Below are 16,226 nucleotides of genomic sequence, written 5' to 3' on the forward strand. Positions count from 1 at the left end.
GTCGAGCTTGCTCGATCCCGAAGGGACGCGAAGCGCTCTTGACGCACACCGGCCCGACTAGCACCATCACGCAGCCCGGGGACGCAACCACCTCCACGTATGCCGCGGAAGCACCCGAACCTGCGCCGGGGAACCACCCCCTGGCGCTCGACCCGCTCACCCCGTCCAAATATCCGACGAAGCCGCCGGGCTCCACGTGGATCCGGCGGCTTCGCGGTACGGCGTACGGCGGGTCAGGCAGGCAGCGTGGTCTCGATCAGGCCAGTGATCTCGTCTGACTCCGGGAGGGTTTGGGGGCGGAAGCGGGCGGCGACTGTGCCCTCGGGGGTCAGGAGGAACTTTTCGAAGTTCCACTGGACGTCGCCGGAGTTGCCTTCGGCGTCGGGGGTTTGGGTGAGCTCGGAGTAGAGGGGGTGGCGGTTGTCGCCGTTGACCTCGAGCTTGTCGAGCATCGGGAAGGTGACGCCGTAGGTGGTCGAGCAGAAGGTCTCGATCTCCTCGGCCGTTCCGGGCTCCTGGCCGCCGAACTGGTTGCAGGGCACGCCGAGCACGGTGAAGCCGCGGCTGGCGTAGCGCTTCTGCAGGTTCTCGAGGCCCTCGTACTGCGGGGTCAGGCCGCACTTCGAGGCGACGTTGACCACCAGGACGGCCTTGCCCTTGTAGGCGGACAGCGAGGTCTCCGCGCCGGACAGGGTGCGCAGCGGGATGTCGTACAGGCTCATGCAGATCCTTAGGAGGTAGGCAGACGGCGGGACAGGAAGGACTCGGTACGGCTCCACGCCAGGGCGGCGGCCTTTGGGTGGTGGAAAGCGGGCATCGGGTTGTCGAAGGCGTGGCCGGCACCGGGGTACCGGTAGATCTCGTTGTCGGGGCCGTTCACGGCCGCGACGATCTGGTCGACCGTGGCAGGGCTCAGGTAGTCGTCGGCGTCGCCGAAGTGGTGCAGGCTGACCGCGTCGACCTTCGGCGCGAGGTCGAGCAGGTTGGGCAGGGCGGAGCCGTAGTAGCTCACCAGGACTTCAGGCGAGGACGCAGCGGCAACGTTGAAGCCCAGTCCTCCGCCGAAGCAGAATCCGACCACGCCGACAGCGGTCTCACGGCTGCGCAGATAATCCAGCGCCGCCACCGAGTCCGACACAGCCGTGGACCAGTCGAGCCGTCCCATGACCTCGAGGGCGCGGTCGAGCAGATCCGGAGCGTCCTCGTCCAGCGAGACGTCGTCCAGCCGCCAGTAGATCTCCGGCGCAACCACGTAGTAGCCGAGTGAGGCCAGATCCTCGGCCCGCTGCTTGATGTACTCCGAGACCCCGAAGATCTCCTGGAGCAGCAGCAGGCCCGGACCAGAGCCGCCTGCAGGTTCCCAAACGTGTGCCGGCATCAACCCCGTGCCGGTATCGATCTCCAAAGCCACAGAGGCGAGCCTACGTCGATCCGGCAACAGCAGTTACCTGGCGTCCACAGACTCCTTCCGGACCATGTCGGTGTCGGCCACAGGAGCAGGCTTGATGTCGGCAACAGGCGCCGGCATCCAGGCCGCGCACTCGGCGATAGCCGCGGTCAGCAGGTCGAACAGCCGCTCGTCCGGGTTCGACACGCAGGCCTGGGAGATGCCCTCCACCGCGCACGACACGGCTCGCGGCGCAGTCCGGCGGGCGAAGTCCGGCGTACCGCGGTGTGGTCGTGCGGTGAAGGCCCGGGCCCACTTGGTGGCCGCCGGGACCGAGTCCAGGGCTTCCTTGGACGCGGGCTCGAGGCTGTCGAAGGGACGCCCGTCCATCGCGGCCAGGTGCCGCTCCCCCACCAGCAGAGCGACAGCGAGGATGTACTGCCTCTCCTGTGACACCACTGGCAGCGCCCGCTGGATGCAGACCGCCGTGACCCGCGGTACGACGTGCGGGTCGTCCGGGGTCAGGCCGATCACCGAGGGGATCAGTGGAGCCAGCCGAGACCGGCCGGCGTCCGTCGTACAGTCGTTGACGTCGCGGGCCACGCCGGCCAGCAACTGGTGGGTGCAGGCCGGGTGATCCGACCACGGCTCGCCTGCCAGGTACGACGCGAACTCCATGAAGCAGGCGCCCTTGCGGGGATTCCGGTGTTTGCCCCGGGACAGAACCGGGACAGCGAGATCGAAATTGTTCATTGCGGCTCCAGAGAAGTCTCTCGTCCACTCAGCATGCGCCGGATCGCGCCGCGACGCCACGGGTTACCGGAACTCGGCCCACCGCACCAGACCGAGTCCGCCACCACAGTTCAGCGGGTCTGGTCGGTCGGCCGGATCAGGATCTCGTTGACTGCGACGTGCTCGGGCTGGGTGAGCGCGTACAGAACAGCGCCGGCGATGTCCTCGGGCTGGAGGGTCCGCATGGACTCGGCCATGGTCTTGGCCATCGCCTGGATGTCCGGGTCGGTGATGTGGCTGGCCAGTTCGGTCGAGACGAATCCAGGCTCGACGACGATGACGCGGACGCCCTGCGTAGTGACCTCCTGACGCAACGCCTCCGAGAAGGCGGTGATGCCGAACTTGGTGGCGGCGTACACGCCACTCGCGGCGGAGGACGCACGCCCCGAGGTCGAGGAGATCTGCACGACTGCGCCCTTGGATGCGAGTAGGTGCGGCAGCGCGGCATGGACCGCGTACATCGATCCGAGCAGGTTGGTCTCGACCATGCGCGTCCACTCCGTGGTGTCCGCGTCCAGGATCATGCCGCTGAGCATGACGCCCGCGTTGTTCACCAAGGCGTCGAGGGCGCCGAAACGCTCGATGGTCGCCGCGACCGCGTCCTGCACCGACTGGCGGTCGGTGACGTCCAGTTCGAGGACCAGTACCTCGCCGGGAGCGTCCTCCGCCAGTGTCTTCAGCCGATCGGCCCGACGAGCCCCGACAGCCACCCGGGCCCCGGCCTTCGACACGGCGAGGGCCGTGGCCTGGCCGATGCCCGAGGACGCGCCGGTGACGAGAACGACCTTTCCTTCAAGGGTATTGCTCACGTTCTTCCTTCCAGGAGTTCGATGAATCCAAAAGTGACCGCTTGGTCATGTTCAGCGTAGCAGCTAACCTGACCGGCCGGTCATGTTGAGTGGTAGGCTTCACACCAGGAGGAAGAACAGATGAGCGAGAGGGCAACGACGCCGGGCCCGAGAGCGGACATGGTGCGCAACCGGCGCCTGCTGATCGGGGCCGCGACCGAGGCGTTCGCCGAGTGCGGGGTGGACGTGTCGATGGGCGAGATCGCGCAGCGCGCCGGCGTCGCCAAAGGCACGGTGTTCCGGCATTTCGCCTCGAAGGAGGACCTGCTCGCGGCGATCACGCTCCAGTTGCTCGACCAGCTCATCGGCTCGGCAAACCGCCTGCTGGAGGCCGACGACGCAACCGAGGCGCTTCGGGAGTTCATGACCGCCGGCGTCGAGATGCTTGCTGCCGACCGCGCGTTCTGTGAGGTGGTCGGACGGCCGTCACTGCAGAGTTCCGAGGTACGGAAGGCGATCGCACGCCTCGCCGACGTCGTAGAGGTACTCACGGCCCGGGCTCGTGAACAAGGCGCCATCCGCAACGACATCACCGGAACGGACGTCGTGCTGCTGCTCGGCGGCATCCACCAGACAGCGGCACCCGTGCTGGACACGCAGCCACAGATCTGGCGCCGGTACCTCGAACTGGCCTTCGACGGGCTGACCACCACCAACGCCCGCGAACTGCCACATCGGCCACCCGACCGCCTGCAACTCACAGATCCCCTGGGCTGAGCTGATCTCCCGGGCTGACCTGATCTCCCCGGGATCTTGTGAGGAGTCGCACAGGCGCGCCATCTTGGGGCGATGTGTTACCGACGGGTAGCATCAGGCTTGCTTCCAAGTCCTGGACCACAAGAGGAGGGCCTCGTGCCCCGTGAGATCCGCGATGTCGTGTTCGTCGACGGCGTTCGCACCCCGTTCGGCAAGGCCAAGGGCCAGTACGCCGAGACGCGCGCCGACGACCTGGTGATCAAGTGCATCCGTGAACTGCTGCGGCGGAACCCGTCGCTGCCCCCGGAGAAGGTGGACGAGGTCGCGATCGCGGCCACCACCCAGATCGGTGACCAGGGCCTGACCATCGGGCGGACCGCCGCTCTGCTGGCCGGTCTGCCGAACACCACCCCCGGCTACGCCATCGACCGGATGTGCGCGGGCGCGATGACCGCCGTCACCACCACCGCCGCCGGCATCGCGTTCGGCGCGTACGACGTGGTCGTGGCGGGCGGGGTCGAGCACATGGGCCGGCACCCGATGGGCGAGGGCGTCGACCCGAACCCGCGGATCATCGCCGAGAAGCTGGTGGACACCTCCGCGCTGGTGATGGGCTCGACCGCGGAGAACCTGCACGACCGGTTCCCCACCATCACCAAGCAGCGCGTGGACGCGTTCGCCGTCGCCTCCCAGGAGCGCGCGGCCAAGGCCTACGCGAACGACCTGATCCAGCCCGACCTGGTGCCGATCGCGACCCGCTCGGCCGAGCTCGGCTGGGGCTACGCGACCACCGACGAGCCGATGCGCCCGGGCACCACGATGGAGGACCTGGCCAAGCTGAAGACTCCGTTCCGCCCGCACGGACGGGTAACGGCGGGCAACTCTGCCGGTATCAACGACGGCGCGACGGCGTGCCTGCTCACCTCCGCCGAGACGGCCGAGGAGCTCGGTCTGAAGCCGAAGATGAAGCTCGTCTCCTACAGCTTCGTCGGCGTCGAGCCCGAGGTGATGGGTATCGGCCCGGTCCCAGCGACCGAGAAGGCGCTGAAGCTGGCCGGCCTGACCATCGACGACATCCAGGCCTTCGAGGTGAACGAGGCGTTCGCCGTCCAGGTGCTGGCCTTCCTGGAGCACTACGGCATCGCCGACGACGACCCACGCGTGAACCCGTACGGAGGCGCCATCGCCTACGGCCACCCGCTCGCCTCATCCGGCGTACGGCTGATGAACCAGCTGGCCAAGCAGTTCGAGCAGCGCCCCGACGTCCGCTACGGCCTGACCACGATGTGCGTCGGTCTCGGCATGGGCGGCACTGTGATCTGGGAGAACCCGAACTTCGAGGGGAACAAGGCATGAGTGACCTGCAGCAGCTGATCGACGCCGCTGTCGCGATCGAGACCGACGAGGTCGTCACGCTGGCGCCGAGCCGCGACGTGGTGCTGCCGAACAAGGCCGGCACGATGGCGCTGATCACTCTCGACAACGGGCACGACCACACCAAGCCGAACACCTTCGGGCCGAAGGGTCTGGCCGAGCTGAACAAGGCGATCGACGCGGCCCTGGCCCGCGAGGACGTGGTCGCCATCGGCGTCACCGGCAAGCCGTTCATCCTGGCCGCCGGCGCGGACCTGACCGGCGTACCGAAGCTGACCGATCGGGAGCAGGCGCTCGACCTGGGCCGGATCGGGCATGGGGTGATGCGCAAGCTGCAGGACGGCGGCAAGCCTTCGTTCGCCTTCGTCAACGGTGTCGCGCTGGGCGGCGGTCTCGAGGTCGCGCTGCACGCGCAGTACCGGACCGTGTCGGTCGCGGCGGGGATGATCTCCACGCCCGAGGTCTTCCTCGGCCTGATCCCGGGCTGGGGCGGCAACTTCCTGCTGCCGAACCTGATCGGCGCGGACAAGGCCGTCAAGGTCGTGGTGGAGAACGCCCTCAACCAGAACAAGATGCTCAGCGGCCCCGAGGCGGTGAAGTTCGGCATCGGCGACGTGTTGCTGGACTCCGCCGACTTTCTCGAGCAGTCGCTGCTGTGGGCGAGCAAGGTGCTGACGGGTGAGGTCACGGTCGAGCGGGCGGAGATCGACCGAGGCGACGCCTGGGACGCAGCTGTTGCCCGAGGCAGGGGCTTCGCCGACCTCAAGGTGAGTGGCGCGGCGCCCGCGCCGTACCGGGCACTGGATCTGATCGCGGCGGCCAAGGACAGTGACAAATGGGACCGCGACTCCGCCTTTGCGGCCGAGGACGAGGCGCTCGCCGACCTGATCATGAGCGAGGAGCTGCGCAGCGGCGTCTACTCCTTCGACCTGGTGAACAAGCGGGCCAAGCGTCCGGCCGGTGCGCCGGACAAGTCGCTCGCCCGCCCGGTCAGCAAGGTGGGCGTCGTCGGCGCCGGCCTGATGGCGGGCCAGCTCGCGCTGCTGTTCGTACGCCGCCTCGAGGTGCCCGTGGTGCTGACGGACCTCGACCAGGAGCGGGTCGACCGTGGCGTCGGCTACGTGCACGGCGAGATCGACAAGCTGCTCGGCAAGAGCCGGATCCGCCCGGACAAGGCCAACCAGCTGAAGGCGCTCGTCACCGGCTCGGTGGATCGCGCCGTCTTCGCGGACGCGGACTTCGTGATCGAGGCCGTGTTCGAGGAGCTCCAGCTGAAGAAGACGATCTTCGCCGACCTGGAGAAGATCGTCCGCCCGGACGCGATCCTGGCGACCAACACGTCCTCGCTGTCGATCACCGAGATGGCGGCCGACCTGGCGCACCCCGAGCGCGTGGTCGGGTTCCACTTCTTCAACCCGGTCGCGGTCCTGCCGCTGCTGGAGGTCATCCGGGCCGACCAGACCGACGACGCGTCGCTGGCGACGGCGTTCGCGGTCGGCAAGACGCTGAAGAAGTCCTGTGTGCTGGTCAAGGACGCCCCGGCCTTCGTGGTCAACCGGCTGCTCACCCGCTTCCTCGGCGAGGTCAGCGCCGCGGTGGACGAGGGCACGCCGATCCCGGCGGCGGACAAGGCGCTGTCGGCGCTCGGTCTGCCGATGCCGCCGTTCGTGCTGCTGCAGCTCGTCGGCCTGCCGGTCGCGCTGCACGTCGCGGAGACGATGAACTGCGCCTACCCGGACCGGTTCGCGGTGTCCGAGAACCTCGCCAAGGTGGTTGCCGCGGGCAAGAGTTCGTTCTACGTCTGGAGCGCCGAGGGCAAGCCGTCGGTCGACCCCGAGGTCGAGGCGCTCGTCACCGTCGGGGACAAGCCGTCCACCGCCGAGGAACTCCGCAGCCGGGTGCTCGCCGCGCTGGCCGAGGAGATCCGGATCCTGCTCGACGAGGGCGTCGTCGCGGAGGCGCAGGACATCGACCTGTGCCTGCTGCTCGGCGCCGGCTGGCCGTTCCACCTGGGCGGCATCACGCCGTACCTGGACCGCAGCGGCATCGCCGAGAAGGTCAACGGCAAGCGGTTCCTTCCCAGGGGCGTCGCCAGCCTCGCCTGACCAAGAACTGCTGGGGGTCGGTGCGGAGCCGGAAGCCCGCGCCGTCCCCCAGTAACCTTCTCGCTACCCCTTGAACTTCTTCACCGCAGCGGTGAGCTGGGCTGGCGTCTGGCCGGTGTGTTTCTTGATGATGGACGCATACGTCGTTGGGCTGAGGTCGTGTAGAGCCAGGTCCGTGTAGAGGGCGGCTACGCCCTTCTTGCCTAGCTTCGAGGCTAGGTATTCCGTGGCCCACCAGGCCTGGCCGTAGGAGCGGTCGCCGTTCTGGTCGAACTCGGCTTCGCCGGGCAGCACCTTCATCGAGGGGAGGTACTTCGTTCGGACGGTCCTGCGGTACGGGTCGACGGTCCAGTGGGGGTCGTCCTCGATCGCGTGGCTGCGGACGTACTCCGCGACGCCCTCCACCAGCCAGATCGGCGTGCGGATCCCGATCGGGACCGTCGCCACGTGCGTCATCTCGTGCACCAGCAGGTCTTGCTCGAGGTCCTTGCGGACGGCCGGGTTGACCACGATCCGGCTGCCGACCGGCGCCACCGTCTTCAGCCCGAGCGGCTCGCCGTCGTACAGGGTGACCGCCTTCGCGGCGATCGTCCAGCCGGCTCCGGTGCCGGCGGTCCAGACCGTCGACAGCACCCGCGGCTCGGACATCGCGACCACCATGACGGCACCGTTCCATGGCCGCGGCCAGTGCCGGCGGACGCCCTCGACCGCGTCCTCGGAGACCTGCGCGATCTTCTTGCCGAGGGCGGCCTCGCGCTTGTCGACCACCACGACCACCTTGTCCTTGCGGACGACGGCGATCTCCTGGTAGTCCCACGGTTGGCGGTGGCCGTCCTCGCTGAGCGTTTCGTCGATCGCGTCATCCGCGACCAGGATCCACCGGCCGGCCCGCTGGACGAAGGTGTAGCCGAGGTCGGTCTGCACCGGCTTCGGGTCGAGCCCGGTCAGCCGGTACCGCATCATGACCCGAGTCGAATAGGTGGTCGGGCCGAATTTGTCCACCTGTGCCGGCGCCTCGCGCTCGTCCGCGACGAAGTACCGCAGGCTGGCGAACTGGAACTTCCGCAGGTTGGTGAACAGCAGCTTCTGCCGGGAAACCAGCTTCGGCTGCTTGGGGTCGACCGCGGCCAGGAAGGTCTTGAGGTCACCCTTGACGACCGCCGTCGAGCGCTGCGCCAGGATCGCGTCGAGCTGACGCTTCCGAACCGCCGGGTCCACTCCTGGTTTCCGGGCCTCGGCCGCGACCGCAGTACCGCCCGGCGCGACGCCCTGGTCGGATCTGGTCGCCACCACGAAGCCCGCGGTACCGACCAGCGCAAGCGCCGCAACTCCCGCCAGCAGCCGCCCCCGCTGGTTCACCATGTCCCGCACCCCTCGCCCGCCCCAGTCCAGCCGCTTGGATCCTACTCCAGCAAACCTTTCGACCGGCGCAGCCCGGCTGTGCCAGGTTCTCCCCCGTGACGCCGCTAGGCCCTGGTGCTCTCGCCGGTGCGTTCCGTCTCGCCCACCCGGCTCTTCCGGAAGCCGTAGAACGCGTAGACGATGAAACCGAGCACCATCCAGATCGCGAACCGCAGCCAGGTCTCGATCGACAGGTTCAGCATCAGGTAGACGCAGATCACCGCGGACAGGATCGGGATCACCGGGTTGCCCGGCACCGTGAACGACCGCTCGATGTCCGGCCGGCGCTTGCGCAGCAGCGGCACCGCGATCGAGACCAGGGTGAACGCGGCCAGCGTGCCGATGTTCACCATCTCCTCGAGCTTGCCGATCGGGGTCAGCCCGGCGACGATCGCCACCACCAGCCCGATGCCGAGGGTCAGCCGGTACGGCGTACCGAGCTTCTGGTGCGTCTTGCCGAGCCTGGACGGCACCAGGTGGTCGCGGCTCATCGCGAAGACGACGCGCGCGGCGCCGATCATCAAGGTGAGCACCACCGTGGTCAGACCCGCCACGGCACCCGCCGAGATCAGCGTCGCGAAGCCCGGCCTGCCGACCGAGCGGAACGCCTCCGCCAGCGCGGCCTCGCTGCTGATGTCCTTGTAGTTGACCATGCCGGTGATGACGATGCAGACCAGCACGTACAGCACCGTGCAGATCGCCAGCGAGCCGAGGATGCCGCGGGGCAGGTCGCGCTGCGGGTTCTTGGCCTCCTCCGCCGTGGTCGCGACCACGTCGAACCCGATGAACGCGAAGAACACCAGCGACGCGCCCGAGACCAGGCCCATCAGGCCGAAGGTCGACGGGGTGAACCCGAACATCGCCTGGAACAACGGCGTCGTGATGGTGACGTCGCCACTCTCGGCCGGCACGCGCGGCGGGATGAACGGCGTCAGGTTGTCGCCCTGGACGTAGAACAGACCGGCGACGATCACGAAGAGCACCACGAACAGCTTGACCGCGACCAGCGCCAGGTTGACCCGCAGCGACTCCTTGATACCGATCGTGGCCAGGATGGTCAGCACGATCACCAGCAGCATCGCCAGCACGTTGACACTGCTGTCCGGGCCGATCGAGTCCGGCCAGCCGAGGCCGATCTCCTCCAGGAACAACGCCGCGTAGGTGGACCAGCCCTGCGCCACCACGCTTGCCCCGAGCATCAACTCGAGCAGCAGGTCCCAGCCGATGATCCAGGCGAAGATCTCGCCGAGGGAGAAGTAGGAGAACGTGTACGCCGAGCCGGAGACCGGCACGGTCGAGGAGAACTCCGCGTAGCAGAGCGCGGCCAGTCCGCAGCAGATCGCGGCGAGCACGAACGACAGCGCGATGCTCGGACCGGCGTAGGCCTGGGCGGCCCGGCCGGTCAGCGTGAAGATGCCCGCGCCGATGATGACGCCGATGCCGAAAACCGTTAGGTCGAGGGCGGTCAGCCGTTTCTTGAGCTGGTACTCCGGTTCGTCGGTGTCCGCGATCGACTGCTCGATCGTCTTCTTCCGCAACAGACTCATCTGCACGCCTCCTCGAACTCGGACGGATCAAACCGAGCCTGCCCCTCTGACAGTGCGAGGTCAAACCGCCACTCAGCGTTGTGGTTCGTACTCCTTGAGGTACACCCACAGCGACGCCTCGTTGAAGCCGGTCCGGGTCAGCAGGATCCGGTCCCGGGACGCCAGGTCGGTGCCGTGCCGGGCGAGGTCCTCGTACAACTCCTCGACCGCGGGCAGCCCCAGTCGGCTGACCAGGAAGCGAACGGCCAGCCAGCTCACGCCGTACACGTCGGCGGTGTTCTGGTAGAAGCCTGCGTCCGACGGCAGCGCCGGCAACGCCGGCAGCGCGTCGTCGATGATCTCCTGCTCCCACTTGCCGACCTCGCCGGGCCCGCTGATCGCCTCGATCCCCCGCCAGGACACGTACTCCGCGGCGCCTTCCGCCAGCCAGAGCGGCTCGTACCCGCCGAGGTCCGCCGTGGCCACGTGAGTGATCTCGTGCGACAGCAGGATCTCGTCGACTCGATCGCGCTCCTTGGGGTTGATGACGATGTACGCGCCGGCCACGGTGCCGTCGGCGGTGTCCTGGCCCGGCAGTGAGGAGAAGGTCGATCCCGCGCTCGCGGCCGACTCCACATCCTCGTCGCTGAACCGCGCGTCGCGCACCTCGGTCTCGTCGAGCGCGGCGATCAGGACGGTGCCACGCCAGCGCCGCGGCCAGTACGCCGTAACCTGGGTGAGCCCCTCAGCGGCCTCGGCAACGATCGTCCGGCCGCGCTGCGTGTCGCCCTTCTCGACCAGCACGAGCACCCGCGGGCCGCGGTGCACCTCGATCCGGCCGAGATCCCAGGCCTCCTGATGAGCCCCCGGGCCGAGGTCCTTGTCGAGGTCGTCATCATCGGCCATGATCCAGCGCCCGCCGCGGTTGACGTAGGTGTAGCCGAGCTCGGTGGTCACCGGGGTCAGGTCGACGTTGGGGATCTGGTAGCGCATCAGCACCCGGACCAGGTACGTCGAGGGGCCGTGCTCGCGAGCCGCGGCGGCGTCGAACCGCTCCTCGGCCTGGCTGTAGCCGATCTCCTGGAAGCCGATCTCGACCAGGTTCGCGAACAGCACTTTCTGGGCCTGCCGCAGTTTCGCGTTCGCCGGGTCGACGTCCTGCAGGAACAACCGCTCGTCGACGGTCCGGACCGCCTTCGCACGGCGCAGCAGGATGGTGTCGATGGCCACCCGCCGGGCAGCGATCGCGGCGGCGGTCTTCGAGGGCGGTTTGGTGCCCTGGTTCGGCCGGATGGTCGGCGGAGTGACGGTCGCCGTGGGCCGGCTGCGGGCATCCTCCTGCCGCTGCTCGACCGCGTAGGCGACGCCACCGGACACCAGGGCCACGGCAACAACCAGGCCCAGCCAGCGGCGGGGCCCGTGGGGCGGGGCGCCAGCGCCGGGCGGGGCGGCGCTGGGTGGTGTCACACTCACGTCGGGTCGATTCCTCCGGTCCGCCCGTCTGTCACAGCCCCGCTACCCTACTCGCTTATGTGAGATCCACCACCGACACGCCGGGCATACAACAATGCCCCGATCAGGCCGCTGCTGCCCTGAGGGCTTGGAAGAGGGTTGTTTCGGTGATTCCGACATGTTCCAGCATGATCCTGTTGCGCTCCGCCTGGGTAGAGCCCAGGGCGGCCATCTCCTGGTAGAGGGTGCCGACCTCCGTTCCGCCGTACTTCGTGAACAGGTAGTCCACGGCGAGCCAGGACAACGGGTACGAGCTGGTGGAGTTCTGGAAGAAGAGGTTGTCGGCGGGCAGCGACTTCGCCTTCGCGAGGTACTTGGTCCGGACCTCCCGGCGGTAGTTGTCCAGCGCCAGGTTCGTCGCGCCGTCCATCGGCAGGAACTCGACGTACGTCGCCGCCCCCTCGACCAGCCACCGCGGCGCATACGGCCCGTACGGCGCGGTCGCGACGTGGGTGAACTCGTGCGCCAGGGTGCGGGCGTCCACCTTGGACCGGTTGCGCGGATTGATCACCACGTAGGAGTCGGCCCGCTCCCCCGTCCCGCTGACCTCGCCCGGCAACGTCCGGTAGACCCAGGTGGCCATCGCCAGCGCGTCCTCGGCGTTCATCGGCAGGGTGTAGTCGGCGCCGCGGACCACCTTGTCGTCGAGCGCGATCACCACGCCCGAGCCGGTCCAGCCGCCCGGCCAGCTCTTGCTGACCGCCTTCACCGCGCTCCCGGCCTTCGCGAGCAGGCTGTCCGCGAGCCTGGTCTGGCCGCGTTCGACCACGACGAGCACCCTCGGAGCGCGCTTGACCAGGACCTCCCCGATGTCCCAGGCCTCCTGGTGCGACCCGCGCGGCAGCAGGTGGTCCAGGTCCGTGTCGGACACCAGCATCCAGCCGCCGCCCGGCTTCTCGGTGAAGGTGTAGCCGAGCATCGTCCGGACCGGCTGCGGGTCGATGCCCTTGATCTGGTACGTCATCGCCACCGCGACCAGATACGTCGACGGGCCGTACTTGTCGACCAGCGTCTGGTCGAACTGCTCGCGCAACTGCTCGTACCGCAGGCTCGCGAAACCGAACTGCCTCAGGTTGCTGAAGAGCAGTTCCTGCCGGGCGACCAGGCTCTTGTTGCCGGGGTCGACGTTGGCGAGGAACGCGGCCGGCTTGTTCAGCCTGACAGCCTCCGCACGAGCGGCCAGCACCTTCTCCACCCCTGCGGAGCGCGCCGCCAGGTCGAGGCTCGCAGTACTGCCGGGTCCGCTGGCTGTCGCTTTGTCGGGGCGGTCCGAGGCGCCGGAAAGGTGCAGGGCCAGCCCACCTGCGGTGGCACCCACAACAAGGACCAGCGACAGGAGCAGCGGCCAGAGGCGCCGTCGCCGCGCAGCCGCGGACTGACGCGCCCGGCCGGGCTCAGGCCCCGCCCGGCCTGCCGCTCGCGGTGTCTGGCTCACTGGTGATCGCGTCCCCCTGATGCTTGGCGATCATCTCTATCACGTCCCGAGCCAGGCCCTGGCCCGTCAACCCGATCGCGGTCAGCACCGCGTCGCGCTTGGCGTGGTCGAGGAACTGCTGCGGGATCCCGAAGTCCCGGACCGGTGTGGTGACGCCGGCGTCGCGCAGCGCCTGGCAGATCGCCGAGCCGCAGCCGCCGGCCCGGCCGTTGTCCTCGATCGTGACGACGAACTTGTGCTTGCCGGCCAGCTCGACCAGCTTCGGATCGACCGGCTTCACCCAGCGCGGGTCGACGACCGTGACGCCGAATCCCTGGTCCTGGAGCCGGGTGGCCACGTCCACCGCGGTGGCGGCCATCGAGCCGATCCCGACCAGCAGGACGTCGGCGCCGGCGGTGACGCTCGTGCCGGTCTTGACGAGCACGTCGCAGTCCCCGACGCGGTCGACCGCCTCGATGTCGGGGAACACCTCGCCCTTGGCGTACCGCAGTACGGTCGGGGCGTCCTCGACCTCGATCGCCTCGTTCAGCAGCTCGCGCAGCCGGGAGCCGTCGCGCGGCGCGGCCAGCCGGAGGCCGGGGACCAGCTGCAGCAGGGACATGTCCCACATGCCATTGTGGCTGGCTCCGTCGTCACCGGTGACCCCGGCCCGGTCGAGCACGAAGGTGACACCGCACTTGTGCAGCGCGACGTCCAGCAGCAACTGGTCGAAGGCGCGGTTCAGGAAGGTCGCATACAGCCCGACGACCGGGTGCATACCGCCCATCGCGAGACCCGCGGCGCTGGTGACGGCGTGCTGCTCGGCGATGCCGACGTCGAAGATGCGGTCCGGGAACTCCTGGGCGAACGGCGCGAGCCCGGTCGGGTGCAGCATCGCCGCGGTGATCGCGACCACGTCCGGCCGGCGGTGCCCGATCTCGACCAGCTCGTCGGCGAAGACCTCGGTCCACCCGCGCGGCTTGTTCTTCGGCCGGACCTGGTGGAAGTTGTCCTCCTCGTCCTGCTCGGCCGCCGCGTACCCGAAGCCCTTCTGGGTCACCGCGTGCACGATCACCGGGCCGCCGAACGCCTTCGCCTTGGCGAGCGCGTCCTCCATCGCCTGACGATCGTGGCCGTCGACCGGCCCGACGTACTTCAGGCCGAGGTCCTCGAACATGCCCTGCGGGGCGAGCATGTCCTTCAGCCCCTTCTTCACCCCGTGGAGCACCTCGTACATCGGCGGGCCGACGTACGGCGTGCGGCCGAGGTTCCTCTTGATCAGGTCGAGGATCTTCTCGTACCGCGGGTTGGTGCGCAGGCTGGTCAGGTGGGTCGCGAGGCCGCCGACGGTCGGGCTGTACGAGCGCCCGTTGTCGTTCACGATGATGACCAGCTTCAGGTCCTTGGCGGCGGCGATGTTGTTCAGCGCCTCCCAGGCCATCCCGCCGGTGAGACCGCCGTCGCCGATCAGCGCGACCACGTGCCGGTCCTCACCGCGCAGCCTGTACGCCTTGGCCAGGCCGTCGGCGTACGACAGGGAGGTCGAGGCGTGGCTGTTCTCCACGACGTCGTGCTCGGACTCGGCCTGGCTCGGGTAGCCGGACAGGCCGCCCTGCTGGCGGAGCGAGTCGAACTGCGGCGCGCGGCCGGTGAGCAGCTTGTGCACGTAGGTCTGGTGACCGGTGTCGTAGACCAGCCGGTCGCGCGGGGAGTCGAACACCCGGTGCATCGCCAGGGTGATCTCGACCATGCCCAGGTTCGGGCCCAGGTGGCCGCCGGTCCGCGAGACCGTCTCCACCAACACGTCACGGATCTCCGTGGCCAGCTCACGGAGCTGATGATCGGTCATCCCCCTGAGGTCCGCTGGTCCTCCGACCGTCTCCAGCACGCCCATCGAGCTCCTCCGCAGGTTGTCCTCGAATGCTTGAGTGTATGCACCTGTCCGCCGGTTTCCGAACGTGACCTGCGGGGTCGGGCGAATCTCACACTCCGGGACACCCTCGCGTGGAGCCTGGTCGCTCGTGATGCCGGCCTCACCTACAGTGATCGGCATGGAGCCAGACCGGGGCGGCGGGGTGGGGAAAGATCTCAGAATGGTGAGGACACTCTTCCGCAAGTACGACGGGCGCCCGCACCGATTGCTGGAATCGATCAGGCTCGGCGAGGACGAGCACGGCCTCTGGGTCGGCTCCGTCCCCGGCTCCCGCGGCCAGCGCGCCGACGGCAGGTGGGTCTCCATCGACCACCACCGGGTTCGCCTCTACCCCCGCGGCGAATGGTGGAGCGCCCTCTTCAACGACGCTCCCCACCCCACCGAGGTGTACTGCGACATCACCATGCCCGCCGAGTTCGGCGTCGACTCGGTGACCACCGTCGACCTGGACCTGGACATCCGCCGGTACCGCGACGGCCGGGTCGAGGTCATGGACGAGGACGAGTTCGAGTCCCACCAGCAGCTTTACGCCTACCCACCCCAGGTGATCGCCGCAGCCCGCGCCTCCTGCGCCTGGGTTGTCGCCAACATTTCCTCGTCGGAACCCTTCACCACTGTCTACAAGACCTACCTGACCCAGCTCAGAGCACTGACGCCCGCCGGCTAGCAGCTCCAGCGCCGTCTACACCGCCGCCCCAGTCAGCACAACCGCTGTGCGCCTGGCCAGCCGACCTAGGCCGCGCTGAGCGGCTCGATCAGAACACGCTCTAGCGCAGATTCCAGATCCCAGAGCACGCGCTGCTCGGCCTGGTCCTCGAAGCCGACCGGCGCCCCAGCGCTGCTCGTTCGCGCCAGCCACTCAAAGAGCACCAGCGCTTGGTCACGAGACAACCTGAGCGAGAATTCGTCAGCCACCATCAAGACCTCCGTCTTCGGGCCCATTTGCGCGCGCTTGCCAGCGTCCATCACACGCCACCCACCAGTTCGATGAACCAATCTGCGGTTTGCGAGGCTGCTTCCTCGTCATTGTCAGGCTCTAGGACGCAGTGCACGGACGCGGCGACCGTCCGTGGTCACGAGTTCTCCGCGGTCGAACGAATCCAGGTAGGTCCAGCACATCCGCTCGGTCGCGGTCGTTGTTCCTCCAGTAGGTCTCGGCGATGGCGACAACGGGTCGTACCTCTCCGTGATGCAAGCTCACCGCGGGCGTCGGTGCCCTTCGTCGTGCCGTTGACCGC

At 68.5% G+C, this 16,226-nt stretch carries 14 protein-coding genes; 4 read left to right on the forward strand and 10 right to left on the reverse strand.

Annotated elements, in window-relative coordinates; translation table 11 throughout:
- Positions 1-233: 233 nt before the first annotated feature.
- The 4 genes from EV644_RS39510 to EV644_RS39525 form a co-directional block, all read right to left on the reverse strand.
- Positions 234-722, reverse strand: coding sequence for a glutathione peroxidase (locus EV644_RS39510; protein ID WP_132196065.1), 489 nt, complete (start codon positions 720-722; stop codon positions 234-236).
- A gap of 8 nt (positions 723-730) precedes the next feature.
- Entirely contained in the window at positions 731-1,411 is a 681-nt protein-coding gene (locus tag EV644_RS39515) for a dienelactone hydrolase family protein (protein WP_132196067.1), read from the reverse strand.
- 33 nt (positions 1,412-1,444) lie between these two features.
- Positions 1,445-2,140 carry a hypothetical protein gene (locus tag EV644_RS39520; protein ID WP_132196069.1) on the reverse strand — a complete coding sequence of 232 codons (696 nt, stop codon included), beginning with the start codon at positions 2,138-2,140 and terminating at the stop codon, positions 1,445-1,447.
- Between the two features lie 110 nt (positions 2,141-2,250).
- Positions 2,251-2,988, reverse strand: coding sequence for an SDR family NAD(P)-dependent oxidoreductase (locus tag EV644_RS39525; RefSeq protein WP_132196071.1), 738 nt, complete (start codon positions 2,986-2,988; stop codon positions 2,251-2,253).
- Positions 2,989-3,108: 120 nt separating this feature from the next.
- Between EV644_RS39525 and EV644_RS39530 the strand changes: the two genes are divergently transcribed.
- From EV644_RS39530 to EV644_RS39540, 3 genes are all read left to right on the forward strand, one after another.
- The gene (locus tag EV644_RS39530; RefSeq protein WP_132196073.1) at positions 3,109-3,744 is read left to right on the forward strand and encodes a TetR/AcrR family transcriptional regulator; all 636 of its coding nucleotides are present in this window, start codon (positions 3,109-3,111) and stop codon (positions 3,742-3,744) included.
- Between the two features lie 135 nt (positions 3,745-3,879).
- Positions 3,880-5,079 carry a thiolase family protein gene (locus EV644_RS39535; RefSeq protein ID WP_132196075.1) on the forward strand — a complete coding sequence of 400 codons (1,200 nt, stop codon included), beginning with the start codon at positions 3,880-3,882 and terminating at the stop codon, positions 5,077-5,079.
- Positions 5,076-7,202 carry a 3-hydroxyacyl-CoA dehydrogenase NAD-binding domain-containing protein gene (locus EV644_RS39540; protein WP_132196077.1) on the forward strand — a complete coding sequence of 709 codons (2,127 nt, stop codon included), beginning with the start codon at positions 5,076-5,078 and terminating at the stop codon, positions 7,200-7,202. Before EV644_RS39535 ends, EV644_RS39540 begins: the two co-directional genes overlap by 4 nt.
- Positions 7,203-7,265: 63 nt before the next feature.
- On the opposite strand, the gene EV644_RS39545 is transcribed toward EV644_RS39540, so the two are convergent.
- From EV644_RS39545 to dxs, 5 genes are all read right to left on the reverse strand, one after another.
- A complete protein-coding gene (locus EV644_RS39545) occupies positions 7,266-8,564 on the reverse strand; it encodes a hypothetical protein (RefSeq protein ID WP_132196079.1) in 1,299 nt (432 codons plus the stop codon).
- A 104-nt stretch (positions 8,565-8,668) separates the two neighbouring features.
- Positions 8,669-10,150 (reverse strand): APC family permease, encoded by a 1,482-nt coding sequence (locus EV644_RS39550; protein WP_132196081.1) that lies wholly within the window; start codon positions 10,148-10,150, stop codon positions 8,669-8,671.
- A gap of 72 nt (positions 10,151-10,222) precedes the next feature.
- Positions 10,223-11,602, reverse strand: a complete 1,380-nt coding sequence (locus tag EV644_RS39555; protein WP_241999356.1) for a gluzincin family metallopeptidase — start codon at positions 11,600-11,602, stop codon at positions 10,223-10,225.
- 103 nt (positions 11,603-11,705) lie between these two features.
- A complete protein-coding gene (locus EV644_RS39560; protein ID WP_241999357.1) occupies positions 11,706-12,959 on the reverse strand; it encodes a gluzincin family metallopeptidase in 1,254 nt (417 codons plus the stop codon).
- A gap of 76 nt (positions 12,960-13,035) precedes the next feature.
- Entirely contained in the window at positions 13,036-14,949 is a 1,914-nt protein-coding gene (gene dxs, locus EV644_RS39565) for a 1-deoxy-D-xylulose-5-phosphate synthase (RefSeq protein ID WP_132196083.1), read from the reverse strand.
- A 199-nt stretch (positions 14,950-15,148) separates the two neighbouring features.
- Between dxs and EV644_RS39570 the strand changes: the two genes are divergently transcribed.
- Positions 15,149-15,655: a DUF402 domain-containing protein gene (locus tag EV644_RS39570; RefSeq protein ID WP_132196085.1), complete on the forward strand. Its 507-nt coding sequence runs from the start codon at positions 15,149-15,151 to the stop codon at positions 15,653-15,655.
- A gap of 65 nt (positions 15,656-15,720) precedes the next feature.
- Here the strand turns inward: EV644_RS39570 and EV644_RS39575 are convergent, their stop codons facing one another.
- Positions 15,721-15,954, reverse strand: a complete 234-nt coding sequence (locus EV644_RS39575; protein WP_199240284.1) for a hypothetical protein — start codon at positions 15,952-15,954, stop codon at positions 15,721-15,723.
- Between the last annotated feature and the right edge of the window lie 272 nt (positions 15,955-16,226).

Source organism: Kribbella orskensis, from assembly GCF_004342085.1.
GTDB lineage: Bacteria > Actinomycetota > Actinomycetes > Propionibacteriales > Kribbellaceae > Kribbella > Kribbella orskensis.

What these genes read in the sequence shown, in the direction of transcription:
- EV644_RS39550 (WP_132196081.1), bottom strand. Translation starts at nt 10,150, where the DNA reads ATGAGTCTGTTGCGGAAGAAGACGATCGAGCAGTCGATCGCGGACACC.
- EV644_RS39520 (WP_132196069.1), bottom strand. Translation starts at nt 2,140, where the DNA reads ATGAACAATTTCGATCTCGCTGTCCCGGTTCTGTCCCGGGGCAAACAC.
- EV644_RS39540 (WP_132196077.1), top strand. Translation starts at nt 5,076, where the DNA reads ATGAGTGACCTGCAGCAGCTGATCGACGCCGCTGTCGCGATCGAGACC.
- dxs (WP_132196083.1), bottom strand. Translation starts at nt 14,949, where the DNA reads ATGGGCGTGCTGGAGACGGTCGGAGGACCAGCGGACCTCAGGGGGATG.
- EV644_RS39575 (WP_199240284.1), bottom strand. Translation starts at nt 15,954, where the DNA reads ATGGACGCTGGCAAGCGCGCGCAAATGGGCCCGAAGACGGAGGTCTTG.
- EV644_RS39510 (WP_132196065.1), bottom strand. Translation starts at nt 722, where the DNA reads ATGAGCCTGTACGACATCCCGCTGCGCACCCTGTCCGGCGCGGAGACC.
- EV644_RS39530 (WP_132196073.1), top strand. Translation starts at nt 3,109, where the DNA reads ATGAGCGAGAGGGCAACGACGCCGGGCCCGAGAGCGGACATGGTGCGC.
- EV644_RS39570 (WP_132196085.1), top strand. Translation starts at nt 15,149, where the DNA reads ATGGTGAGGACACTCTTCCGCAAGTACGACGGGCGCCCGCACCGATTG.
- EV644_RS39545 (WP_132196079.1), bottom strand. Translation starts at nt 8,564, where the DNA reads ATGGTGAACCAGCGGGGGCGGCTGCTGGCGGGAGTTGCGGCGCTTGCG.